The organism is Flavobacterium petrolei, from assembly GCF_003314435.2.
Lineage (GTDB): Bacteria > Bacteroidota > Bacteroidia > Flavobacteriales > Flavobacteriaceae > Flavobacterium > Flavobacterium petrolei.
On record NZ_QNVY02000003.1, the window covers coordinates 351,719 to 377,438 of the forward strand.

The window sequence follows — 25,720 nt, forward strand, 5'->3', positions numbered from 1 at the left end:
TTTTTTATTGGAATTCGTCCAACTAACCATCTTATATTATCAATAATTTATGACTACACAACTATTTACATCAAATACAAGAGGAACCGCAGATTTTGGTTGGCTTAAAGCCAATTTCTCCTTTTCTTTCGGAAATTATTTCAATCCGGAGCGTTTGCAATTTGGAATGTTACGTGTTTTAAACGACGACACCATTGCAGGTGGATCAGGCTTTGGCACTCATGGACATGCCAATATGGAAATCATTACGATTCCTCTCGAAGGCGGTTTAAAACACCAGGACAGTATGGGAAATGAAGGCGTAATTGGTTTTGGTGAAGTCCAAGTAATGAGTGCCGGATCCGGAGTAGAACATTCTGAAATGAATGCGAGTCAGAAAGAAGAGGCAAAAACACTACAACTATGGGTTTTTCCTGACACAGAAAACGTCACACCAAGATACGACCAGAAATCGTTTGATATTGAAAATCAAATCAATACCTTTGTAAATATTGTTTCGCCAAACGATCAAAATGATGGCAATGCACTTTGGGTTTACCAGAAAACCTTTTTCCATTTAGGAATATTTGACAGCAATACCAGCGCTACTTACAAAGTACGAATTCCTAAAAATGGTGTTTATTTATTTTTGATTGAAGGCGAAATAGAAGTTAACAACCAAGTTTTGAAGGCAAGAGATGCCATGGGAATTACAGATTTTGATGCATTTGACATCAAGATCAATACCAAATCAAAAATACTTTTGGTAGAGGTACCAATGAATCAGAGTTAATTATTATGGATGCAGCAAGCACTATGGAAATCAAAGACAACACTTTTTCTAGACAATTTGAAACTATAGTAGATCAGGGATTAGTTTCTGTTGAATATTCTTTTCAGGAGAAGAAAATATTTTTAACAAAAATAAATGTTCCTGAATCTTTTGAAGATGAAGAATTTATTTCAAATTTCTTGAAAAATATTATGGAGATTGCTATTGAAAGAAAATTCAAAGTGGTTCCTATTCTTCCAAAAATAGTGGTGTTTTTCAAAAAAAATCCTATTTACAAAGAGTTACTTCCTCCGGGAATTAGACTGTAACAAAAAAAAATCAGCTGTATTTTAGGATACAGCCGATTTTGATTTGTAAAAAGTTTAAGAATATTATTTCTCTATTTCTCTCATGCTATCCATTTTCTTGTTGGCTAAGAAACCGGTAATATCTTCAAAATGTTCCACCACTCTTTTATTTCCAAATTCAAAAACTTTAGTCGCTAATCCGTCTAAGAAATCTCTATCGTGTGAAACCAAGATTAAAGTTCCATCAAAATCGCGCAACGCATCTTTGATAATATCTTTGGTTTTCATATCCAAGTGATTTGAAGGTTCATCCAGAATCAATAAATTCACGGGTTCCAACAATAATTTAATCATTGCCAAACGCGTTTTTTCCCCACCCGAAAGCACTTTCACTTTTTTGGTCACATCATCACCCTGAAACATGAAAGCACCAAGAATATCTTTGATTTTAGTTCTTACATCACCCACGGCAATATCATCTATTGTTTCAAAAATAGTGGCATTTTCATCTAATAATGAAGCTTGATTTTGGGCAAAATAACCAATTTGTGCGTTATGACCAATTTCTAAACTACCACCATTGATTTCAATTTCTTTCATAATGGCTTTGATCATAGTCGATTTTCCTTCCCCATTTTTACCAACGAAAGCTACTTTTTCTCCTCTTTCAATTACCATATTTGCATTCGAAAAAACTACATGATCTCCATACGATTTTGACAAATCCTTAACAATCACCGGATATTGTCCGGAACGCGCTGCTGGTGGAAATTTTAATTTCAATGCCGAAGTATCCACCTCGTCAACCTGAACAATAACCAATTTCTCTAACATTTTAACACGAGATTGAACAGCATCCGTCTTAGAAAATGTTCCTTTAAACCGGTCGATAAAAGTCCTGTTATCTGCAATCATGCGTTGCTGCTCGTCATATGCTTTTTGCTGATGCACACGTCTGTCTTTTCTCAGTTCCAAATAATGAGAATATTTGGCTTTATAATCATAAATACGTCCCATTGTAACTTCGATAGTACGGTTCGTAATATTATCCACAAAAGCCCTATCGTGAGAAATTACCACAACCGCTTTGGCCGAGTTAATCAGGAAATCTTCTAACCACTGAATACTTTCAATATCCATGTGGTTGGTAGGCTCATCCAGCAAAATTAAGTCTGGTTTTTGCAAAAGGATTTTGGCAAGTTCGATTCGCATTCTCCATCCACCAGAAAATTCAGTAGTTTGACGGCTAAAATCTTCGCGGACAAATCCCAAACCAATTAGAATTTTCTCTACTTCGGCTTCGTAATTTACTTCTTCAATCGCATAGAATTTTTCGCTTAAATCCGAAACTCTTTCGATTAATTTCATGTACGCATCACTTTCATAATCAGTACGAATCGTCAATTGCTCATTGATTTCATCAATTTCCGCTTTCATCGCAAAAACTTCCCCAAAAGCTTTCGAAGTTTCCTCCATTACGGTTGCACCATCTGTAGTCAATAAATGCTGAGGCAAATAGGCCACAACTGCATCTTTTGGTGCCGAAATATTCCCTGTTGAAGGTTTGCTTTGACCTGCAATAATTTTAAGCAGCGTTGATTTTCCTGCTCCATTTTTACCCATAAGGGCAATTTTATCGTTTTCATTTATGGCAAAAGAAACATCACTAAAAAGTGTCGTACCACCAAATTGTACGGAAATATCGTTAACTGTAATCATTGTAATGTTGATTTGTAGATTTGGTTATTCATTTATTCTAAAAGTTGAAAACCAAGTTGTTTTTAAAAAGTGCAAAGATAGATTAATTAAGTAATTTGTTTACTATAAAATAAAAGCTTCCAGAAAGAGAATAAAAATTCAATTTCTGAAAGCTTTGAAAAAGAAATAAACGAACTATACTTCTCTATTTTTATTGATTTCGTCCCAAATTGGCGCATTCATAACACCAATATTCTTTGGATGAAAAACAGGATTTTGACCCTCTTTCTTTTGTTTTTCATAATCTTTTAATGCTGCAAAAGCTGGTTTCTGTAACAGCAGAATTGCAATAATATTACACCAAGCCATAATCCCTACACCAATATCACCAATATTCCATATTAATTTTGCTTCATTGACACAGCCATACATAACAACCACTATCATAACAATTTTTAATACTCGGTTAAAAACAGGAGAATTCATTTTTCTGGTCAAGTACGAAATATTAGTTTCAGCAATATAGTAATAAGCCAAAATAGTCGTAAAAGCAAAGAAGAATAAAACAATTGCCACAAATAAAGAGCCAAAACCAGGAAAAACACTATTCATAGCACTTTGTGTAAATCCTGTTCCAGCAGTAACGTTCTGTGCTCCTTCGTATAAAAATTCAGTTGCGCCATTTGCACCTAAAACTGGGTTTTCGACATTATATTTACCTGTAATTAATAACATAAAACCTGTTGCACTACAAACCAATAGCGTATCAATATAGACTGAAAAAGACTGGACTAAACCTTGTTTAACCGGATGCGAAACATTTGCTGCAGCAGCAATATGTGGTGCAGTTCCCTGTCCCGCTTCATTAGAATAAAGTCCTCTTTTTACACCCCATTGAATCGCTAGTCCAATAACTGCCCCAAAGCCTGCTTCCTGACTAAAAGCACTGTTAAAAATTAAAGAAATAATGCCTGGCAACGCTCCAAGATTCATACCTATTATAACTAATACAATCAAAAGATAGCCAATAGCCATGATTGGAACTACCACTTCAGTCACTTTTGCGATTCGTTTTACTCCGCCAAAAATAATCGCTCCAAAGACAGCTGCAACTATAACAGCGGTAATTCTGGAGTCAAGATTAAAAGCATTGTTCAAACCGTCAGCCACCGAATTCGACTGAATTCCGGGTAATAAAATACCTGCTGAAATAACGGAAACTATGGCAAACAAGATGGCAAACCACTTTACGCCCAAACCTTTTTCGATATAAAAAGCGGGACCTCCTCGAAACTGTCCCAAATGTTTTTCTTTATAAATCTGCGCAAGAGTAGCCTCTACAAAAGCAGTACTTGCTCCCAGAAAAGCAACAACCCACATCCAAAATAAAGCACCAGGACCTCCAAAAGTGATAGCTGTAGCCACTCCCGCAATATTTCCAGTACCAACCCTACCTGCCAGAGACATTGATAACGCTTGAAAAGAGGAAACTCCTGACTCTGAACTTTTACCATCAAACAATAAACGAAACATTTCCTTGATATGACGCAATTGAAGAAAACGAGTTCGTATTGAAAAATAAAGCCCTGTTCCTAAACACAAAATTATTAGAGGCACACTCCAAACTATTTCATTTACCATCACGACAATCTCTTCCATATTTTTAATTTAAATTAATAATCCCAACATTTAATTTTTATAAAACTATACCATTAAGCCAAAGAAAACTAACTAACGGCCATCTAAAACCTTACCAAATACTTAAATACCTTAAAAACAAAAGATTGAAAAAAACACTATTTTTACTCAAAAGAAGAATTTTCCCTATCCTTTTTCTTATTCCGAAAAAGAATTCTACTTCTATTAAATTGAAAAAAAAATGCTCTATTCGATTGAATGGAGCATTTTCCTGTCTTTAAGAAATATAATATCAATAGCAAAAGTTATTAATCTTTTCTCCACTTTTTTGTTTCCTCGAAAACATGTTCCAAAATTGCAGCTTCTCTTTCATCGAATTCCACATTTCGACGGCTCATTACAAGTCTTGCCGTTTCAAATGCTTTTTTGGTAATATAAGTAGTAAAACCAGAAGCGCCGCCCCAAGAAAAACTTGGCACAAAATTGCGAGGAAAACCGCTGCCAAAAATATTAGCACTCACTCCTACTACTGTCCCTGTATTGAACATAGTATTAATACCGCACTTACTGTGATCACCCATCATCAAACCGCAAAACTGAAGACCCGTTTTAGCAAAACCTTCCGTTTCATAACTCCACAATTTCACTTCTTCGTAATTGTTTTTCAAATTCGAATTGTTACTGTCGGCGCCAATATTACACCATTCGCCAAGAACTGAATTTCCTAAAAATCCGTCGTGACCTTTATTAGAATAACCAAACAATACCGAATTATTGACTTCGCCCCCAATTCTGGAAAAAGGACCTACTGTTGTCGCTCCATATATTTTAGACGCCATTTTTACTTGTGCATTTTCGCACAAGGCAAAAGGGCCTCTGATAACAGATCCTTCCATAATTTCAGAATCCTTACCTATATATATAGGACCTGTAGAAGCATTTAAAGTCACAAACTCTAACGTTGCTCCTTCTTCAATAAATATATTTTCAGGTGCAATTACATTCACACTTTTTGGAATAGGTTGAGATCTTCGGTCTTCGGTTAAGATTTCGAAATCTTCCCGAATGGCAGCATCATTTTTAGAGAAAATATCCCAAGTGTTTTGAACTGTTAAACAATCATCCGTATATTCAATAATTTCATAGGAATCAAAATCTACTGCTTCTTGTTCTTCGGTAGTATAAAAAGCGATGACTTCATCGCCTCTAAAAATTGCCTGATTGGGTTCCAAATTACTAACCATTTCGACTAAAATAGCGTTAGGCAGAAAAGAAGCATTAATCATTACGTTCTCTTCTAATTCTACCATTGGATATTTTTCTGACAAATACTCCTCTGTCAAAGTAGTTGTAGTAGAACCCAAATGCATTTCCCATTTTTGACGAATGGTCATAATCCCAATAAGAATATCCGCAATAGGACGTGTAAAAGTAAAAGGCAATAAGGCATTTCTGGATGGTCCGTCAAAAAGTATGTAATTCATAAAATTGTTTATTTGTTGATTCAGTTAGTTATTGAATAAAAATTAGTTCAAAAAACTTCCCTTTTTATAATATTGACTTCAAAGTTACAAAGTTTTCAAATAAATAAAATAAAAAAGCCTCCCAAAAAGGAAGGCTTTACTATATTTGAAAACAAGTTAAAATTATTTAACGTGTTTAGCGTATTTAGTTTTGAATTTATCAATACGACCTGCAGTATCGATAAGTTTAGATTTACCTGTGTAAAAAGGGTGAGAAGTTCTAGAGATCTCCATTTTTACAACTGGGTATTCAACACCATCAACTGTTAATGTTTCTCTTGTATCTGCAGTAGATTTAGTGATAAAAACTTCGTCATTTGACATGTCTTTAAATGCAACTAATCTGTAATTTTCTGGGTGAATTCCTTTTTTCATCTTGTTAATCTTTTTTATTTGTTAATTATAATTTGTCTTGAAGCTTTTCTTCTAACAGAAAAGGTATAAACTCCTTATAACTTTTTGTTTTACAATATTATTTTGAGTTTGCAAATTTACAATTTTTTTCCAATAAACAAATCTTTGCATCACTTTTTTTATATAATCGTAAAAAGCGATTTTTAGCTCCGAATATATTGGGAATTGTTATATTTGTGGATTAATTCTAAAACAACAACAATGATAAACGAAATTATTAAAAAGAATGGAATAACCTTTGGAGTAACAATTGGAATTGTTTCTGCATTAATTACTTCAACAATTTACGCTATTGATTTAAATTTGTTTACTTCTTGGTGGATTGGAGTCCTAAGTATTTTGGTTTACCTTACATTGGGAATTGTTTTACTTTCGAAAACAAAAAAAGAGCTGAACAATGTTTTCTCTTTCAAGGATGCTTTTACGACTTACTTCATCGCTACACTAATAGGTATTTTAATTTCAACTCTTTTTAATGTTCTTTTATTCAATTTTATTGATCCTTCTGCTAAAGAGACTTTAAGTGAATTAATGATTAAATACACTGTCAATATGATGCAAAAATTTGGCACACCAGCATCAGCAATTAATGAAGCTATCGCAAAATTAAAAGAAAACAATCCTTACTCTACATTGGAACTATTAAAAGGATCCGTTTTTAGTATTGTTTTTAGTTCAATTTTCGGATTAATTTTGGCAGCATTCTTTAAAAGTAAATCTACACAAGAATAAAAATTAATGAATTTATCAATACTCATACCGCTTCTTAATGAAGAGGAATCGCTTAATGAACTATATAATTGGATCATCAAAGTGATGCATTCTCATAATTATTCATACGAAATCATTTTTCTGGATGATGGAAGTACGGATAATTCATGGACTATCATCGAAGGATTTGCGAATGAAAACCCTCATGTAAAAGGGGTTCGTTTCATGAAAAATTTTGGGAAATCACAAGCACTGCATGCTGGTTTTGCCAAAGCGCAAGGCGATGTCATTATTACTATGGATGCTGACTTGCAAGACAGCCCAGAGGAAATTCCGGGTTTATACGACATGATTACCAACGGAAAATATGATTTAGTTTCCGGATGGAAAAAGAAACGCTACGACTCCGTGGTGGCAAAAAACTTGCCTTCTAAATTGTTCAATTGGGCGGCTAGAAAAACATCGGGAGTGGAATTGAACGATTTCAATTGCGGATTGAAAGCCTACAAAAATATTGTGGTGAAAAACATTGAAGTATCAGGTGAAATGCACCGGTACATTCCAGTTTTGGCCAAAAATGCTGGTTTTGGAAAAATTGGCGAAAAAGTGGTACAACATCAAGCCAGAAAATATGGTGAAACTAAATTTGGGATGGAACGCTTTATTAATGGTTTTCTGGATTTAATAACTATTTGGTTTTTATCAAGATTTGGAAAAAGACCCATGCATTTATTTGGCGCCATGGGATCATTAATGTTTATTATCGGTTTTACGCTTGCCGGATATATTGGTATTTCAAAATTGTACCACATGTATAATGACATGCGTTATAGTCTGGTTACCAATAATCCTTGGTTTTATATTGCGCTTACCACAATGGTTTTGGGAACACAATTATTTTTGGCCGGATTTCTTGGCGAAATAATTTTGAGAACAAAAAACAATGAAGAGCGTTATAAAGTATCCAGTGAGGTTAATTTTTTATAAATTTATGTAAACGAAAAAGTTCTCGTTTACACAATACCTAGCCCTGATAAAAGCGGCATCCCACGCTTTTTTTGCGTGGATATAGCGTATAGCAGGATATAGCTCCTAAAAAAAAAAATTGGATTTAAATTTCATTTACGAATTTAGAAACTAAAAAAATATATAATGGAAATCAAACAAAATATTTTGGACGCAGTAAATGAATGGCTTACGCCAACATTTGACACCGCAACACAAGAAGCGATAAAGGAAATGATGACTACATCTCCGAAAGAACTGGAAGAGAGTTTTTATAAAAATCTTGAATTTGGAACCGGTGGAATGCGCGGTGTTATGGGCGTGGGAAACAATCGCATCAATAAATATACGCTAGGAAAAAGTACTCAAGGACTTTCTGACTACTTGCATACTGCTTTTCCTAACCAACCTTTGAAAGCCGTTATTGCTTACGATTGTCGTCATAATAGCGATACTTTGGCTAAATTAGTGGCGGATGTTTTCACGGCTAACGGAATTGAAGTGTATTTGTTTTCGGAATTGCGACCTACTCCAGAATTGTCATTTGCAGTAAAACATTTGGGTTGTCAGTGCGGAATTGTTCTTACAGCCTCACATAATCCACCGGAATATAACGGCTACAAAGTATACTGGCAAGATGGTGGACAAATTGTACCGCCGGAAGATAAAGGAATTATCACTGTTATTGAGAATTTAAATTACAATCAAATCAAGTTCACTGCTAATGAAGATTTGATACATTATATAGATACGGAAGTTGATGAAGCTTTTATCAAATCGACTATCGAGAATGCAAGTTTTGGAACTTCGGCTGAAGCCAAAGAAAATTTGAACATTGTTTTCACTTCCTTACACGGAACTTCTATTACTTTAGTTCCTGATACTTTTGCGCAAGCGGGATACACGAACGTACATATCGTGGAAGAACAAAGAGTGCCAAATGGTGATTTCCCAACTGTAAAATCTCCAAACCCAGAAGAGCCGGAAGCATTGACAATGGCGTTGGCATTGGCAGATAAAACCCATGCTGATATTGTAGTGGGAACAGACCCAGATTGCGATAGATTAGGTGTAGCGGTTCGAAATAACGAAGGACAAATGACCTTGCTGAACGGAAACCAAACGATGATTTTGATGACCGCATTTCTATTGGAACAATGGAAAAAAGTAGATAAAATCAATGGCAAACAATTTGTGGGTTCTACAATCGTTTCTACTCCTATGATGATGGAATTAGCAACAAATTACGGCGTGGAATGCAAAGTGGGATTGACTGGTTTCAAATGGATCGCCAAGATGATTAAAGATTTTCCTGAGTTAGAATTCATTGGTGGTGGAGAAGAAAGTTTTGGATACATGGTAGGCGATGCTGTACGCGATAAAGATGCTGTTGCAGCTACTTTATTGATTTGCGAATTGGCAGCTCAAGCCAAAGCCAAAGGAAGCACGGTCTACAAAGAATTACTAAAACTTTATGTTGATAATGGTTTTTACAAAGAACACTTAGTTTCATTGACTAAAAAAGGCATGGACGGTCTACAGGAAATCAATCAGATGATGATTGACATGAGGGAAAATCCAATGAAAGAAATCAACGGACAACGTGTAATTATGCTGGAAGATTATCAATCCTCAATCGCTAAAAACTTATTGGATGGAACCGAATCACCAATGGTCATTCCAAAATCGAATGTATTGATTTATTACACCGAAGACGGCTCTAAAATTTGCGCCAGACCAAGTGGAACGGAACCAAAAATAAAATTTTATATCAGTGTAAATACGGAATTGGAATCAGTAGAAGATTTCAATGAAGTAGAAAGTATTTTGGACCATAAAATAAAAAACATTATTACTTCAATGCAATTGAATTAATTAAAAACAAAATTGATTTTTCAGACAGACCCGATAAGTAGAGAACTTATCGGGTCTTGATGATAAAAAAAACAACTTAAATGGACTCAAATTTCAAAAAAATTATTCCTTTCACAAAACCATATCGTTCTCATATGGTTTGGAATGTGATATTCAATATTTTTTACGCACTATTTAGTACTTTGTCTTTTATTGCATTAATCCCTATGATGGATGTCCTTTTTGGCACAAGTGAAAAAATCAACAAGAAACCTGCTTTAGAATCTATTTTTGATATTATCAAATTCTCTAAAGAATACTTATACTATAACATCACACAACTAACAGACGAGCATGGTCCTGAATTTGCGCTGCTGCTAGTTATAGGTATAGTAAGCATCACTTTCCTGTTAAAAAATCTGTTTAATTACCTTGCATCCAATCATTTGATGCATCTTAAAAACGGCGTATTGAAGGATTTAAGAAATTCAATGTACCACAAAATCATCAACCTACCTGTTTCCTACTATTCTGAAAAAAGAAAAGGAGATATTATGGCTCGAATGTTGGGCGATGTAAATGAAGTTCAAAATTCTTTTTTTTCTATCCTAGAATTGATAGTAAAGGAACCAATGACAATTATATTCACCCTAATTGGAATGATTGCAATCAGTTTCAAATTGACCTTGTTTGTCTTTATTTTCATCCCTCTATCAGGACTATTGATATCAAAAATTGGTAAGTCATTGCGCAGCAAATCCGAAAGAGTACAATATGAAAATGGTTATCTAATTTCAATTGTGGAAGAATCGTTATCTGGACTAAAAGTTGTTAAGAGTTACAATGCGGAATCAAATTTTAAAGAAAAATTTAATGATTCAGTTACCAGAGTTTTAAAATTATCTAACAGTATCGGAAAAAAGAACAACTTAGCTACGCCATTAAGTGAGTTCTTAGGAATTATTACAATTTGTGTATTGCTTTGGTTTGGTGGAAAAATGGTACTTGTAGACACACTTCCTGATGGAAAAGCACTACTTGATGGAGCTAAGTTCCTAGCTTACATGGGCCTTGCCTATAATATTCTAACTCCGGCAAAATCCATTTCTAAAGCCTCTTATTCCGTAAAAAATGGATTGGCAGCAGCTCAACGTGTTTTTGAAGTTCTAGAAGTAAAAAATGAAATTACAGACAGCGAAAATGCGGTTAAAAAATCAACTTTTGAAGACAGTATAACTATTAAGAATATTAATTTTAGATACGAAGAAGAGAATGTTTTAAAAGACTTTTCACTTCAAGTTAAAAAAGGACAAACTGTTGCTCTTGTCGGACAATCCGGTAGTGGGAAAAGTACCATTGCTAATTTATTGACTCGTTTTTATGATGTGAATGAAGGAACAATTGCTATCGATGGAATTGATATCAAAGACATGAACCTACATTCCCTTCGTGATTTAATGGGATTAGTTACCCAAGACAGTATTTTGTTTAACGATACGATTAAAGCTAATATCTCTCTTGGGAAATTAGACGCAACTGATGATGAAATTATCGAAGCGTTGAAAATTGCCAATGCCTATGAATTTGTAAAAGACTTACCGTTAGGAATTCATACTAATATTGGCGACAGCGGAAACAAACTTTCCGGTGGACAGAAACAACGTTTATCTATTGCCCGAGCCGTTTTGAAAAATCCTCCAATTATGATCTTGGATGAAGCCACGTCGGCATTGGATACTGAAAGTGAAAAATTCGTTCAAGTAGCACTGGAAAACATGATGCAAAACCGAACTTCAATTGTTATTGCACACCGTCTTTCTACCATTCAAAAAGCAGATTTGATTGTTGTGATGCAAAAAGGAAAAATAGTGGAGCAAGGAAAACACGAGGAACTGATTGCAATGAATGGTACATATAACAAATTAGTCACCATGCAGTCTTTCGAGTAAGTTGCCTTAAAATACACTTCAGGCACTTAAATTTACAGTTCAGTAAAAAATTAAAAAAAGGTTACGTAACATCTAATACATTTACGTAACCTTTTTAATTTAATACTGAAATTTATGCTTTTCAAAATTATCTTAACACTTCACATTCTTTCCGGTTTTACCGGATTGCTATTAGGAACGTTGCTTTTAATTCGGAAAAAAGGAGATGTCATTCATAAAAAACTTGGTAAAGTATTTACTTTAGCCATGGTTTCAACTGGTTTGTGCGCTTTCTACCTTTCGTATGTGCATCCTAACTTATTCCTTTTTATAGTAGGCGTATTCACAATTTACTTGTCTATTTCAGGCTATCGAATGATTCATTTAAAAAAGGCTCATCTGGGTCAAAAACCTAAAATAGGCGATACAATCCTGACTATTCTCATGCTTATTTCCAGTATGATTTTCTTTTATATTGGAATTAAATATGTGTTAGCAAAACAATTATTTGGAATCGTCTATTTCTTATTTGGGTTAACTAGTCTGCGATTATGCGCTGTCGAATACAAAGCCTACACCGGAAAAATTACCGACAAATTATATGGATTAAAAAATCATATCGGTAGAATGACCGGAGCCTATATTGCCGCTTTTACGGCATTCCTTGTGATTAATAATACCTTTTTACCTCCAGTTTTAGCATGGAGTTTACCGGGAATTGTTGGCGGCATCTTCATCGGTCGAACATTACGAAAATTGAGAACTCAAAAATCAAATCAATAAACATGAAAGAAAACACTCTACTAGTACTATTGCTTTTACTTTCATCTTTAAGTAAAGCCCAATCTGTCAAAATTGACACAATCCCTTTTACAACTAAATCTTCATTATTAGTTTTTAAGGGGCTAATAAATGGCATCGAAACTGACTTTGCATTTGACACAGGCGCATCGCTTGGTGTGGTCACATCAGCAAAAGCTAATAGCGCTAATATCAAAATTACTGGAAAAAAGAATATTACTGACAGTAACGAAGATGTAAACTCCATGAAAGAAGGAACAATTGAAACAGTAACAATTGGTTCTTTTAAAATTAAAAATGTAAAAAGCATAGTGTATGACATGCCCTTTTTATCTTGTAATAATTATTATTTATTAGGTGCAAATGCTATCAACAAGCTGAACTGGAAAATTGATTTTGAGAAAAATCTTTTATACGTCTCAAAATCAAATTTTGAATATTCTAGCGAAATGCTTGAGATGCCCATTACTTACAAAAATAACCGCCATTTCACTACTTTTACCATCAATGAAACCGAATTCAAAAATTGCTTAGTCGACTTAGGATATAACGATTTTTTTGAAGTTTCTGAAAAAGAACCAATTTTTAAAAAACTAAAACAAGAAAATCAAGATGCAATAATTTCTGGTTCCCGATTGACAATGAGTCTTTCCAATATAAAAATTAACCGATACGAAGCTTTGAGTTTTGATAATTTGATTCTGGGCAACAGAAGATTTGACGATTTAAAAATAGAAATTCGAGCAAATATTGAAAATAAAATCGGACTCAAATTCTTCTCGCAATTATCCTCTATTTTGATCCTAAACAATGACAATTCAAAATATTATTTGAAACTTTCAAACCAACCTATTTCTTTACAAATGAGTTTTGATGCCGATTGTTATCTGAAAAACGGCAAATTAATAATCATGGGTAAAAACAACAATTCCGAAAGTTCAGCAAAAGATTTAGAAGCAGAAGAAGAAGTGAAATCAATAAATGGTTTAGAGGCAACTGATTTTAAAGATGAGTGTAATTTTATATTGTGGAGAATTGAAAATCTTAAAAAAGACAATTATCAAATAGAAAAGTTGAATGGGCAAAAAATCATAATAAAAAAACAAGTGCTTAAATCCTAATTATAAAATAAAATGGTCAACTTTACATATCGTATCTAACGTTAGAGCAACATTTTTTTAAAAATACTTTAAATGTACATCAACAATCCAAACATAAAACTACCTGAAGACCCAAATACTGTTGTTTGGAAATATCTTGATTTATCTAAGTTTTTGGATTTATTGATGTCTGAAAAATTATTCATGTCGCGATCCGATAAATTTGAAGATCAATATGAAGGTACTTTTAGCGAACCCACTTTTGAGGAAATAAAAAAACTGTCAATAGACAATCCTGACTTTTTAAACTATTATAAAACACATCGGGAAAAAGTAGCAATTAGCAGCTGGCACATCAATGAATACGAATCATTTGCCATGTGGCAGATTTTCACGCAAAACAGTGAAGGGTTGGCAATTCAATCCACAATTGGGCGTTTGCAAGAATCCTTGAATCCGGAAACTAATTTCAATCAATACATTGGGGAAGTAAATTACATCGATTACAAAAAAGAGCACATTCCGTTTGACGATATGTTTTTTCCTTTTTTATTCAAACGAAAAAGTTTTCAATATGAAGGCGAAGTACGCATCATCACAGACATTGGCGAAAGCGAAATCAAAATCAATGAAGGCTTGAAAATCAATGTAGACATCAATCAGTTAATCGAAAAAATATACATTCATCCTAAATCCGAAAACTGGTATAAAAATCTGGTCATTCAGTTAGTAAAACAACTTGGTTTTAATTTCACCATTGAAAAATCAGACTTGGAAAGTGATATTTTAATTTAAAATCAATGCTGCTAAACTGGCTCGTAACCAATTATTTTCCATTCCTTTTTTGACAGATCGATATAGTAATAATTCACAACATCTTTCTTATCAAACTCTCCATTTTTATTAGTATCCTCAACCGTTCTGTAGTACAAACGATTATTGGTTCCTATCAATTTCCAGTCGATTAATTCCTGAAAATCAGAAGATATTTTAGTGAATTTTTTACCGCTGATTTCAGACAAATACAATGCTTTGATATCACTTGTATCTAATTTTCCATCTTTATTCGTATCCATATCCACCATCGTGTACACCATAATCTGGTTATTGGTTTTATCAGCAACCGACTTCAAATACGTAGCTGTCATAATCAAAACAGGTTTGTCTGTCAATTTTCTGATAGAGTCAGAATCAACTTTTTGAAATTTCAAATTCTGCAAAAAACCAGTAATTTCAAATTCGCCATAATTAGATATGGTAAAACTCAAATCATTCACGCTGGAAGAACCATATCTCGATTTTATACCTTTCTCACGAATGCTTAAATCGGCAACAGGATGAATCAAGTAATCCGTTCCTTCCATTTGCAGCGGTAAATCGGCAATTTGTATTTGAGTAGAATCAGCTTTGGCCAGTTCTTTTGCTCTATTTGTTCCATCGTAAGTAACTTTTGGTTTTTCAACTTCTTCCTTACAACTCGTCAAAAACAAAATTGCTATTCCTATCAATGTAATATGTAGTTTTTTCATAATCCTGTACTTTAAAATTCAAATGTAATCATTTTTAAAAATGGTAACGGCATTCGATACTTGATTTTAACGAATTAAAATTGGGCTAAACTTTACTGATTCGTAACGATTACAACTTAGCGGTCAATTTCACATTAAAAACTCTGGTGGTCATATAATTGGGAATTGCATATTGATTTTTAGAATATACATCGCGAACCCAAGTGTTGGTTATGGCATTTTGATTATCAAAAAGATTAAAAATTTCTAATCCTATCGCTAACTCTTTAAAGTCTTTAAACAAACCTGAATTCTTTCTTACGGTTGTGTTGTCTATAAAAACTTTAGAGAAACCTACATCCACACGGCGGTAATCATTCAATCTGTTTTGGTACAAATAAGGATCTGCGTACGATGGCGAACCTCCCGGTAATCCAGTATTGTATACTAAATTCAAGTATAATTTTAAACTTGGAATATTAGGCATATAGTCTTGAAATAAAAGCCCAAATTTTAATCGTTGATCCGTAGGTCTGGCTATATATCCCTTATCATTGCTGTTTTCTTCTGTTTTCAAATAACCAAAACTAAACCACGATTCAGTTCCAGGAACAAACTCGCCGTTCAAGCGAACATCCAATCCTTGCGCATAGGCTGTTGCATTATTATTGGCTGCATACCGAATGCGAACGTTGTCAATCGTATATGTATTTGCATTCGTCAGCGATTTGTAATACAACTCCGAAACCAACTTGAAAGGACGATCCCACATTTTAAAACTATAATCATTCCCAAAAACAACATGCACTGATTGCTGCGCTTTGGTATTAGGTTGTACTATTCCATCACTATCTCGCAATTCCCTATAAAATGGCGGTTGATGGTACAATCCTCCCGAAAGTCTAAAAACCATATCTTTCTCCCAATCTGGTTTTATGGCAAATTGTGCTCTGGGACTGAAAGTAATTTGGGATTTGCCAGCTATATCAGAACCTGTAACTTCCCAATTGTGCAAACGTATTCCGGCATTATACCAAACTTCACTCGAACCAATATTCGATTTTAAACTCCATTGACCATAACCCGAAAATCTATTGATGGAGTTAAAATTTGTCGCTCGAATATTTTGATACGGAACAAGCGGTCCGGTGTAAGGTGAATACGGCTGATCATTTTTTGGCAAATCAATAATGGGTGGATTCAATGAAAAACCAGCCGAATCAATTACCTCCCACTCTATTATTCTGTCACGAATGGATTCTCGTGTATATTTTACTCCCCATTCAAATTGGTTTTCTTTCCAATCATGAAATCCTTTTATCTCTGTATTTACAATCAGGGCATCCAAATCGTTTCTGGCATGACTTAGTTGCGAACCAATTCCTCTTGTAAAAGCAACTTCTCCAAAAGTTTCTGACCCAATACTGGAATCCACTTCGCCTAAACGGTATTGTGCGAAAATATCAAAATATTCTTGTTCTAAAGTATGAAAAACAGAACCAATAAATTTCAATGTAAAATTATCCGAAACATTGAATGTTGTTTTCAATGCTCCAAAATACGTATCGTATTTATCCTTTTCCTGACCTTCATAAAAGACAGTAAGTGCCATAGGATTATCTATGGTTCCAAAATTAGTCTGCCTAGTTAATGGCTGATATTGGTATTTATTTTGAGAAATATTTCCCAGAAAACTCCATTGCCATTTAGCCGAAGCTTGATAATTTATATTGGTTTGAACATCCGCAAACGAAGGTGTAAAATTTGTTTGCGTTTCTTGACTGTTCACCAAAAGACTGTTGTTACGATATCGAACTCCCGTAACCGCAGACCATTTTTTATTTTTAGAAACTGCATCAACAGAAACGCTTCCGCCAAGGAAACTCCCTTCTAGGCTTGCGCCAAATTTAATCGGTTTTCGATACGTAATATCTAAAACAGATGATAATTTATCTCCAAACTTCGCTTGAAAACCTCCGGCCGAGAAATCAACATTTTGCACCAAATCTGTATTGGTAAAACTCAACCCTTCTTGTTGTCCCGAGCGAATCAGGAACGGACGATAGACTTCAATTTCATTTACATAAACCAAATTCTCGTCATAATTTCCTCCACGCACTGCGTACTGTGTACTCAACTCATTATTAGAATTTACGCCCGGCAAGGCTTTTAAAATGTTTTCGATTCCGGCATTGGCTCCAGGAATTTTCCGAATCATCTCAGGTTCAATTGCTGTAATACCCTGAATCTGTTTTCGGTTGTTAGAGGTCACAATAACTTCTCCCATTTGTTCTTCCTGATCGCTCATTACTGGATTGAACTCCTTTTGTTCATTGGTATTCAAAGAAAAAATTACAGTTATTTTTTTTAAAGAAACATGCGTAAAAACAAGTGTCACTTGTTGGTTTGCAGGAATTTTTAAATTGTAAAAACCATTTTCGTTGGTACGCGTAACGCCACTCGAATAAGAAACATTGACGTTTTCTACCGGTTGATTGTTTTTGTCTAAAATAACACCTTTTATTCTAGCCGTTTGAGCGGATAAAGTTAGGCTCAAAAAAACAAATAAGAATACAGGTAATAATTGATTCGCACTCAAAGTGTGTGATTTTTAATTTTTTTGACTTCTAAAAAAAAGAGTTTCAAAGGTAGTTGAATTTCCTACATTATCCGTAACAACAATTTTTAAATCATTGGCTCCATCAACCGCAATTCCGTCACTGAAATAATGAGTCAATTTTCTAGTCTTGTTATCGTATTCAAATAAAACCCACTTCCCGTTTAAGTAGCCATTGTATGACTTAATCCCAGATAACTCATCGTTAATAGAGAACTGAATGGTTTTTTGTTCACTAATCCATTTTCCTTCAACAGGAGCGGCTATGCTTATTTTTGGAGCAACCGCATCTGAAACCAAAGCATATTTCCCCAAGATTTTAACCTTAGTATTAAAAACATTCTCTTTTCTGTAGGTTGGATTGTAATTTATTTTTTTTCCTTCAATTCTGCCAATAAACATTTTTTCTTTTTGCAGTTCAGTGGATTTTGTGTCTTCAATGGAAACCGTAAAATTAGTATGCGCAGGAACCGTGTCGTCATGCAAAAACAAGGTGTCATTTTTTACATCAAAATTCAAATCAAAATCTTCGTAAAAAGTTCCCGCAGGAAAGAAAACCGACATGTTTCCTAAAGCAAAATTGCTGTCTTTGTTCGCTCGTACGAAATAATTGGATTGCACAGGCTCCTTGCTAATTATGGTAGGTAAGATATCGTACTTAATAGGAATTGATATTGTTTTTTTATTTCCAAAAAAATCCGAAACTTCAATGCGATAGAGCGAGGCTAAATTGGGTGTTACTTGCAAAACCCCTTTGTTTTCATCGGCTTGAATAAAACTTAAATTAAAGGGCGTTTTCATGAATAATTTCTGAACGCGCTGTTGCATTTTCTTATATCTTGAATAATCAATCAATGCATTAATGTACCGCATGTCATCAAAGGAATACGTGTTGAATTCATAACCGAAATTTGGTTTCCCATTATAAAAAGACTGCACTTTAAACACCCCGTTATTATTAAACGAAACATCATCAGTGTCATAAGCGGAGATACCAAAACCAATTGAACCATTTGCGACAACTTTGTCTGACAAATAGGTACCGTCTTTTTGCAAAGAAACATTTAGTAATAAAGGACGTTTAGAATGATTGACCGTAGTTTTTGCATCCAAAGGATACACATAAACTCCTGAAACAATTGGTTTCTTTGTATCTTTTAAAAATTTATTAAATCCAAAAAGCATCGGATTGATTATGAATTCTGTTTTAGAATCCCGAAATTCAAAATGCAAATGCGGTCCTTCTGAGGCTCCTGTATTGCCTGAAAAAGCAATAATTTCTCCCTTTTTTACTACCATTTCATCGGGCTTAAAAAACATTTCAATTTCAAATGATTGCTCCTTATAATGTGTTTTCTTGATGTAATTTTCTATTTCACCATTGGCCATTTTTAAATGTCCGTAAACTGATGTATACCCATTTGGATGATTGATGTAAATTGTTTTTCCGTTACCAAAAGTTGATATCTTTATTCTTGACACATAACCATCGGCTACGGCATACACCTTTAATCCTTCTTTTTGTTGCGTTCTCAAATCGAAACCTGCATGAAAATGATTGGGTCTCAACTCGCCAAAATTCCCGGATAATTGCATCGGAATGTCTAATGGAGGTCTAAAATAATCTTTTGGATAATCAACTTGAGCAAAAACAGCGGTGCAAAAAAATAATATATACAGCGAGAATTTCATGATTTACATTTTTGCTAAGATAAAAAAAGTATTCAAAACAGCACTAAAAAAAACCGATCGTAACCATTTGTACAACTGATATTTAATTAATTTAATGGAAAAAAAATAATAAAATATTGCAAAATTAAAAAGGAATACTAACTTTGTATGATTATGTAATGAATAGGATATATAATGAGTGCAATTGCAGAAATTATTGATACTCTTGAAAATAAAGTCGAAAAACTTTTTATTAAAATGAAAGGTTTAGAGAAAAACAATCAAGATTTGAAAAACGAATTAACAAAAACTGCATCCACAATACAAAGTCAGTCACAAGAGATTGAAGCGCTAAAAACGCAGTATGAAACACTCAAAGTAGCAAATACATTACTAGGCAGTGACGATAATAAAAGAGATACGAAGCTTAAAATAAATTCATTAATTCGCGAAATTGATTACTGTATAGCACAACTATCAGATTAATAAAAGATATGGACGAAAAGCTTAAAATTAAAATATCAATAGCAGACAGAGTTTACCCATTAACGGTTGATTTTGCTCAGGAAGAAGGCCTTAGAAGCGCTTCTAAAAAAATTGATAAAATGATTAAGCAATTTGAAGAAAATTACGCTGTTCGTGACAAACAAGATGTTTTGGCAATGTGTGCCTTACAATTTGCCTCACAAACAGAACAAAAACAAATTGATAACACTATTGATGGCGAAGCAACCATTGAAAGAATTAAAAAAATCAATGCGATTTTAGATCAATATCTCGACAAATAAACGTTCTTTACAAAAACTAAGATACTGCCTACATTAGTTCTTATTTGGTAAACTCAACACTAACATTTTAGAATGAGCAAATCATCGTTACTATAGCAAGCCAATTCAGTTTGGAAGCTTGAACAACGAGTTAGCTCAAAACTTGTCTTTTCGAGTTTATTCAATCCCACTAATGTAGGCTTTTTTATATATAAATTTTAACAAACATGGACAACATATTAACGATTATTATCACAGGAATTATAGGTATTGTAGCGGGTTTTGGTATCGCAAAATTGATAGAAAAAAGCAACATCTCCAACCTGATTAAAAATTCTAAGAAAGAAGCAGCATCAATATTGAAAGATGCAAATCTGGAAGCTGAAAACATAAAGAAAGATAAAATTCTTCAAGCAAAAGAGAAATTTATAGAATTAAAATCAGAGCATGAACAAGTTATTTTAACACGTGATAAAAAAGTGGCCGAAATTGAAAAAAGAGTTCGTGATAAAGAATCTCAAATTTCAAATGAATTGTCAAAAGCGAAAAAAGTAAATGATGATTTTGAATCAAAAACTATAGAATATACTACAAAAATTGAGAATTTAGACAAGAAACAAGCTGAAGTTGAAAAACTTCATAAAAGTCAATTGCAGCAATTAGAGGTTATATCAGGTTTATCTGCCGAGGAAGCTAAAAATCAATTGGTAGAAGGATTGAAAGCAGAAGCTAAAAGCAAAGCAATGTCTCATATTCAAGACACTATTGAAGAAGCTAAATTAACCGCACAACAAGAAGCTAAAAAAATCATCATCAATACCATCCAAAGAGTTGGTACAGAAGAAGCCGTTGAAAACTGTGTATCGGTATTCAACATTGAATCTGACGACGTAAAAGGTAGAATCATTGGTCGTGAAGGAAGAAATATACGCGCATTAGAAGCAGCTACCGGAGTAGAAATCATTGTTGATGACACACCAGAAGCTATTATCCTTTCTTGTTTTGACCCTGTGCGTAGAGAAATTGCACGTTTGGCATTACACAAATTAGTAACGGACGGAAGAATTCACCCAGCTCGTATTGAGGAAGTTGTTGCAAAAACTGCGAAACAAATTGACGATGAAATTATAGAAGTTGGTAAACGTACCGTTATCGACTTAGGAATTCACGGATTACATCCAGAATTGATTAAAGTGGTTGGACGTATGAAATACCGCTCTTCTTATGGACAAAATTTATTGCAACACTCCCGTGAAGTTTCTAAACTTTGTGGAATCATGGCCGCTGAACTTGGTTTAAACGTAAAACTGGCTAAAAGAGCTGGTTTGTTACACGATATTGGTAAAGTTCCAGATGCTGAAAGTGATTTACCACACGCTTTATTAGGAATGCAATGGGCTGAGAAATACGGTGAAAAAGAAGAGGTTTGTAACGCTATTGGAGCTCACCACGATGAGATTGAAATGAAATCATTATTGTCTCCAATTATTCAGGTTTGTGATGCTATTTCAGGTGCAAGACCAGGAGCGAGAAGACAAGTATTGGATTCTTACATTCAACGTTTAAAAGATCTTGAAGAAGTAGCTTACGGATTCAGCGGTGTGAAAAATGCTTATGCCATTCAAGCCGGTAGAGAACTTCGTGTAATTGTGGAAAGCGAAAAAGTTTCTGACGAAAATGCAGCGAACTTATCTTTTGATATTTCACAAAAAATTCAAACAGAAATGACGTATCCAGGACAAGTTAAAGTTACTGTAATTCGTGAAACAAGAGCTGTGAATATTGCTAAATAATTTATTGTATCTGACATATAAAAAAAACTTCTCATCACTGAGAAGTTTTTTTTTGGAATATTATAAACGAAGAATCTACTTAAAAAAACTTTGCTTATTTATTAAATAACGTAATTAAGCCTGCAAACTATCGTTAAAAACAATCTTAAAAGTTGTCCCTACTCCTACTTCACTTTCGACTGAAACAGTTCCTTTCATCGATTCTATTTGATTCTTTGTAATGTACAAACCTAAACCTCTAGCCCCTTCGTGCTTGTGAAATGTTTTATACATACCAAAAAGAGAATCTCCATATTTTTTTAAATCGATGCCTAAACCATTATCAGAAATTGACAACGTTTTTTTACCATTTTCCAATGAGAAAGAATATTTTATCTCAACAGGTTTATTATAATTAGAATATTTTATAGCATTTGTTGTAAAATTCAATAAAACACTTTCTAGGTACGCTGGATTAAAATCGACAAATATACCCTCAGGAATATCATTTATAATAGTAACTTGATTATAATTTTTTAAATTCTTGATCAAGTCCAAAGTCTTCTTCAAGTATAAATTCAAGTTCAATGATTTTATCGGAATGTTCGAATTACTTTGTAATAGCACCAATTGGGTCAAATTAGCTATTGTTTCATTTAAATCATTAGAGACAGTACGTAAATGAGATAACATTTCTGTACTACTCTCCAAATCCTCCTCGGAATCTATAATATCTAAAATTGATTTAATATTGCCGGCTTGCGTATTTAGATTATGGGATACAATATGTGAAAAATTCAATAGTCGACTATTTTGTTGACTAAACAATTCCATTGTTCTTACTAATTCTAATTCTTTTTCTTTTTGTGAAGAAATATCAGTATGCGTGCCTATAGCTCGCAATGGTTTACCATCTTCATCACGCTGAATTACTTTTCCTCTGTCTAAAATCCATTTATAATTTCCGCTTGAGGTTAAAACACGATGGTAATTTTCATAAAAAGGTATTTTATTTTCAAAATGATCCTGAATTTCAGAGTAATATTTTTCCAAATCATCAGGATGTACAATTTCATCCCAACGTTCCGGCTTATCAAAAATATCTAAAGATTCCTGCTCGAGGATTTTCATCGATTGTGAGGAATAAAAAACTTTATTGGTTGTTAAATCCCAGTCCCAAACTCCAGCCGTAGAAGCTTCAAGAGCAAATTTAAAACGCTCTTCAGAAATTTTAAGCTTAATTTCCTGATCTTTCAAGTCAGTTACATCCGAGATTCTTCCGTAAAAAGCAATATTCCCATCAGGATATAATTCTGGTTTTGATGAGACTTTAAGCCAACGCAGTCCCTTTTCAGGTAATAAAACCCGAAACTCGAAATCCCATCTTGTAATATTTCTTTTTGCATTTACCAATGACTGAAAAAACGTCAATCGATCAGCTTCAAATATCCTGTCATACACAAGGAATTTGTCACTGTCTACAAAATGATTTGAAGACAACTCAAAAAAATCGTTTACCGATTTACTCACTAAAGGAAATAAATAGGTATTGTCAGGAGCAATCACAAATTCAAAAATTAAATCTGGAATCTCATTAAATAATTTACTGTAAAAATTATTTACCTCTTGGCAATTTCCGTTTTGGGGAAAATCAAAAACCATATTACTTTTTATAAGATTTTAATTGACCACAATTTAGATTATATTTTTTATTTAACAGACAAATTAACTGTAAAAATCGCTCCTTTTTAATGACATTACAAGCCGAATTTTAAGAAATTTAATTTACAGGTTATCCCGTAAACTCTTTCTTACCTTAACAAGGTACGAATTGAAATTACTAACAAAATGTTATTTTCTGGGATGAAAAGTATTTACAACTTGCGCAAGGAACTTTCTGTCAAGATGCACATATATTTCTGTTGTTGTTATCGATTCATGTCCAAGCATCAGTTGAATAGAGCGCAAATCAGCCCCATTTTCTAGAAGATGTGTCGCAAAAGAATGACGCAAAGTATGCGGACTGATGGTTTTATAAAGATTTATTTCAAGCGCTAAGTTTTTTATAATTGTAAAAATCATCGCTCTGGTCAATTGCTTCCCTCTTCTGTTTAAAAACAAAGTATCCTCAAATCCTTTTTGAATAGTAAGGTGCGTTCTAATAGTATCTCGGTAAATTTGAATAAATTTTTGCGTCAAATCACTTATAGGTACAAAACGTTGTTTATTGCCTTTTCCGGTAATCTTAATAAAACCTTCCTCAAAGAATAAATCGGAAATTTTTAATGTTACTAATTCAGATACCCGTAAGCCACATCCATAAAGCGTTTCGAGCATCGCACGATTGCGCTCTCCTTCATTCGTGGTCAAATCAATAGCTGCGATAAGATTATCAATTTCTTCGACAGATAAAGTATCAGGAAGTTTCCTGCCCGTTTTGGGTGTTTCAATCAGTTCCAAAGGATTGTCCGTACGATAATCTTCAAAAATTAAATAACTGAAAAAACTTTTCAAACCTGAAATTATTCTGGCTTGCGAACGAGGATTTACTTCTTTGGAAACACCATAAATAAACTGTTGCACCGTTTCCTCACTAATTTTAATTGGAGAAACTTCGATTTCACTTATGACTAAAAAAAGGCGTAAACGTTCGATATCAAAAGAATAGTTTTCTATTGTATTCTTTGACAAACCGCGTTCAATTTTGAGATACGATTGATAACTCTTTATATAACTGTCCCAATTCATGGCTACAAAGTAACTCTTTTTTAAGCATAAAAAAACCACTACTAATAGTGGTTTTGATATAGTAGAAGGAAATAATTATTTTCCCCATTTGCCCCCACCTACATAAAATCCTAAATGGATTCCCAGGTATGAATTAGCTACAGTACCTTGATTATTTCCATTGATATCTTGTAAATTCGATTCAGGCACTAAATTATATTCTAATCCCATTCTGAATTTTCCCCACTCAAAACCACCACGAACTAATCCTCCCATTTTACCGGTTGCATCTACATTTACATCATTACTATTATTTGTATCATCCAATTCTACATTTGCAATACTATAATAACCCGCACCAGCACCGATATAAGGAACAAAAGATTTCCCAGCACCGTTGAAATAATAATCATAAGTAGCAACATACGAACCATTAGCCGCAACTTTTGCACTAGTAGTAGCACCAGAATCATTTATGTCACGAACAATAGCTGCAATTCCTATTCGTAAACCAACATTCATGTTGTCTTTAATATTATATTTTGGTTCTAATGAGAACAAAGCTCCGCCGCCGCCATTAGTAGGAACAACTCCTAAATCTAAACCTACCCTAAACCCACCTTCTTTTTGAGCATAACTCGAAACACAAAAAAAAGCAATACATGCCGACAAGATAATTTTTTTCATTTTTTATTAATTGATTGTTTATAGAAAGCATAAAATTATATTATATTTAAAGTAATATACTTCTTATAATTTTAAGTTATTAACATATTTATTAAAAATTAAAACTTCAATATTTCACACTAAATGGTGAATTTATCTAAGCTTATGATTCATTTTTCTAACCTTTAAAAATAACTATCAAAAAAAACTCCTAAAAAACGTGAGAAATTTAAAATTAGAATTAAAACACAAAATACTGTT

Annotated in this window: 22 protein-coding genes; 12 read left to right on the forward strand and 10 right to left on the reverse strand. The window is 33.6% G+C overall.

Features of this window, described 5'->3' with window-relative positions; genetic code table 11:
• Nucleotides 1-49: 49 nt before the first annotated feature.
• Nucleotides 50-772 (forward strand): pirin family protein, encoded by a 723-nt coding sequence (locus tag DR871_RS11045; RefSeq protein WP_113666337.1) that lies wholly within the window; start codon nucleotides 50-52, stop codon nucleotides 770-772.
• 23 nt (nucleotides 773-795) lie between these two features.
• Nucleotides 796-1,080: a GNAT family N-acetyltransferase gene (locus tag DR871_RS11050; protein WP_113666498.1), complete on the forward strand. Its 285-nt coding sequence runs from the start codon at nucleotides 796-798 to the stop codon at nucleotides 1,078-1,080.
• Nucleotides 1,081-1,143: 63 nt separating this feature from the next.
• On the opposite strand, the gene DR871_RS11055 is transcribed toward DR871_RS11050, so the two are convergent.
• From DR871_RS11055 to DR871_RS11070, 4 genes are all read right to left on the reverse strand, one after another.
• Nucleotides 1,144-2,778, reverse strand: coding sequence for an ABC-F family ATP-binding cassette domain-containing protein (locus DR871_RS11055; protein WP_113666338.1), 1,635 nt, complete (start codon nucleotides 2,776-2,778; stop codon nucleotides 1,144-1,146).
• A 174-nt stretch (nucleotides 2,779-2,952) separates the two neighbouring features.
• Nucleotides 2,953-4,416: an alanine/glycine:cation symporter family protein gene (locus DR871_RS11060; protein ID WP_113666339.1), complete on the reverse strand. Its 1,464-nt coding sequence runs from the start codon at nucleotides 4,414-4,416 to the stop codon at nucleotides 2,953-2,955.
• A 287-nt stretch (nucleotides 4,417-4,703) separates the two neighbouring features.
• Nucleotides 4,704-5,879, reverse strand: a complete 1,176-nt coding sequence (locus DR871_RS11065) for a GlmU family protein (protein WP_113666340.1) — start codon at nucleotides 5,877-5,879, stop codon at nucleotides 4,704-4,706.
• Between the two features lie 162 nt (nucleotides 5,880-6,041).
• Nucleotides 6,042-6,293 (reverse strand): type B 50S ribosomal protein L31, encoded by a 252-nt coding sequence (locus DR871_RS11070; RefSeq protein ID WP_039109118.1) that lies wholly within the window; start codon nucleotides 6,291-6,293, stop codon nucleotides 6,042-6,044.
• A 240-nt stretch (nucleotides 6,294-6,533) separates the two neighbouring features.
• Here DR871_RS11070 and DR871_RS11075 point away from each other — a divergent pair, with 240 nt between their 5' ends.
• The 7 genes from DR871_RS11075 to DR871_RS11105 all read left to right on the forward strand — a co-directional run bounded on the left by DR871_RS11075 (nucleotide 6,534) and on the right by DR871_RS11105 (nucleotide 14,526).
• Nucleotides 6,534-7,064: a DUF4199 domain-containing protein gene (locus tag DR871_RS11075; RefSeq protein ID WP_091171555.1), complete on the forward strand. Its 531-nt coding sequence runs from the start codon at nucleotides 6,534-6,536 to the stop codon at nucleotides 7,062-7,064.
• A 6-nt stretch (nucleotides 7,065-7,070) separates the two neighbouring features.
• Nucleotides 7,071-8,030 carry a glycosyltransferase family 2 protein gene (locus DR871_RS11080; protein WP_113666341.1) on the forward strand — a complete coding sequence of 320 codons (960 nt, stop codon included), beginning with the start codon at nucleotides 7,071-7,073 and terminating at the stop codon, nucleotides 8,028-8,030.
• A 165-nt stretch (nucleotides 8,031-8,195) separates the two neighbouring features.
• Nucleotides 8,196-9,923 (forward strand): phospho-sugar mutase, encoded by a 1,728-nt coding sequence (locus DR871_RS11085; protein WP_113666342.1) that lies wholly within the window; start codon nucleotides 8,196-8,198, stop codon nucleotides 9,921-9,923.
• Nucleotides 9,924-10,003: 80 nt separating this feature from the next.
• Entirely contained in the window at nucleotides 10,004-11,851 is a 1,848-nt protein-coding gene (locus tag DR871_RS11090) for an ABC transporter ATP-binding protein (RefSeq protein WP_113666343.1), read from the forward strand.
• Between the two features lie 114 nt (nucleotides 11,852-11,965).
• Nucleotides 11,966-12,613: a hypothetical protein gene (locus DR871_RS11095; RefSeq protein ID WP_113666344.1), complete on the forward strand. Its 648-nt coding sequence runs from the start codon at nucleotides 11,966-11,968 to the stop codon at nucleotides 12,611-12,613.
• Nucleotides 12,614-12,615: 2 nt separating this feature from the next.
• Nucleotides 12,616-13,752 (forward strand): retropepsin-like aspartic protease, encoded by a 1,137-nt coding sequence (locus DR871_RS11100; RefSeq protein ID WP_165355329.1) that lies wholly within the window; start codon nucleotides 12,616-12,618, stop codon nucleotides 13,750-13,752.
• A 72-nt stretch (nucleotides 13,753-13,824) separates the two neighbouring features.
• Nucleotides 13,825-14,526: a DUF2971 domain-containing protein gene (locus DR871_RS11105; RefSeq protein ID WP_113666346.1), complete on the forward strand. Its 702-nt coding sequence runs from the start codon at nucleotides 13,825-13,827 to the stop codon at nucleotides 14,524-14,526.
• An 11-nt stretch (nucleotides 14,527-14,537) separates the two neighbouring features.
• On the opposite strand, the gene DR871_RS11110 is transcribed toward DR871_RS11105, so the two are convergent.
• From DR871_RS11110 to DR871_RS11120, 3 genes are all read right to left on the reverse strand, one after another.
• Nucleotides 14,538-15,260 carry a hypothetical protein gene (locus DR871_RS11110; RefSeq protein WP_113666347.1) on the reverse strand — a complete coding sequence of 241 codons (723 nt, stop codon included), beginning with the start codon at nucleotides 15,258-15,260 and terminating at the stop codon, nucleotides 14,538-14,540.
• A gap of 109 nt (nucleotides 15,261-15,369) precedes the next feature.
• Nucleotides 15,370-17,838, reverse strand: a complete 2,469-nt coding sequence (locus DR871_RS11115; RefSeq protein ID WP_113666348.1) for a TonB-dependent receptor — start codon at nucleotides 17,836-17,838, stop codon at nucleotides 15,370-15,372.
• A gap of 12 nt (nucleotides 17,839-17,850) precedes the next feature.
• Complete coding sequence (locus tag DR871_RS11120) at nucleotides 17,851-19,548, reverse strand: M23 family metallopeptidase (protein WP_113666349.1); 1,698 nt, start codon at nucleotides 19,546-19,548, stop codon at nucleotides 17,851-17,853.
• 174 nt (nucleotides 19,549-19,722) lie between these two features.
• On the opposite strand from DR871_RS11120, the gene DR871_RS11125 reads away from it, so the two are divergent.
• The 3 genes from DR871_RS11125 (at nucleotide 19,723) to rny (ending at nucleotide 22,087) form a co-directional block, all read left to right on the forward strand.
• Nucleotides 19,723-20,013, forward strand: a complete 291-nt coding sequence (locus tag DR871_RS11125) for a hypothetical protein (RefSeq protein ID WP_113666350.1) — start codon at nucleotides 19,723-19,725, stop codon at nucleotides 20,011-20,013.
• 8 nt (nucleotides 20,014-20,021) lie between these two features.
• Nucleotides 20,022-20,315: a cell division protein ZapA gene (locus DR871_RS11130; RefSeq protein ID WP_113666351.1), complete on the forward strand. Its 294-nt coding sequence runs from the start codon at nucleotides 20,022-20,024 to the stop codon at nucleotides 20,313-20,315.
• A 206-nt stretch (nucleotides 20,316-20,521) separates the two neighbouring features.
• The gene (gene rny, locus DR871_RS11140) at nucleotides 20,522-22,087 is read left to right on the forward strand and encodes a ribonuclease Y (protein ID WP_113666352.1); all 1,566 of its coding nucleotides are present in this window, start codon (nucleotides 20,522-20,524) and stop codon (nucleotides 22,085-22,087) included.
• A 114-nt stretch (nucleotides 22,088-22,201) separates the two neighbouring features.
• Here rny and DR871_RS11145 read toward each other — a convergent pair whose 3' ends face one another.
• The 3 genes from DR871_RS11145 to DR871_RS11155 form a co-directional block, all read right to left on the reverse strand.
• Nucleotides 22,202-23,728 carry a sensor histidine kinase gene (locus tag DR871_RS11145; RefSeq protein WP_113666353.1) on the reverse strand — a complete coding sequence of 509 codons (1,527 nt, stop codon included), beginning with the start codon at nucleotides 23,726-23,728 and terminating at the stop codon, nucleotides 22,202-22,204.
• A gap of 189 nt (nucleotides 23,729-23,917) precedes the next feature.
• On the reverse strand, nucleotides 23,918-24,814 hold the full coding sequence (gene xerD, locus DR871_RS11150; protein ID WP_113666354.1) for a site-specific tyrosine recombinase XerD: 897 nt from the start codon (nucleotides 24,812-24,814) through the stop codon (nucleotides 23,918-23,920).
• Between the two features lie 75 nt (nucleotides 24,815-24,889).
• Nucleotides 24,890-25,480 carry a hypothetical protein gene (locus tag DR871_RS11155; RefSeq protein ID WP_113666355.1) on the reverse strand — a complete coding sequence of 197 codons (591 nt, stop codon included), beginning with the start codon at nucleotides 25,478-25,480 and terminating at the stop codon, nucleotides 24,890-24,892.
• Nucleotides 25,481-25,720 lie beyond the last annotated feature (240 nt).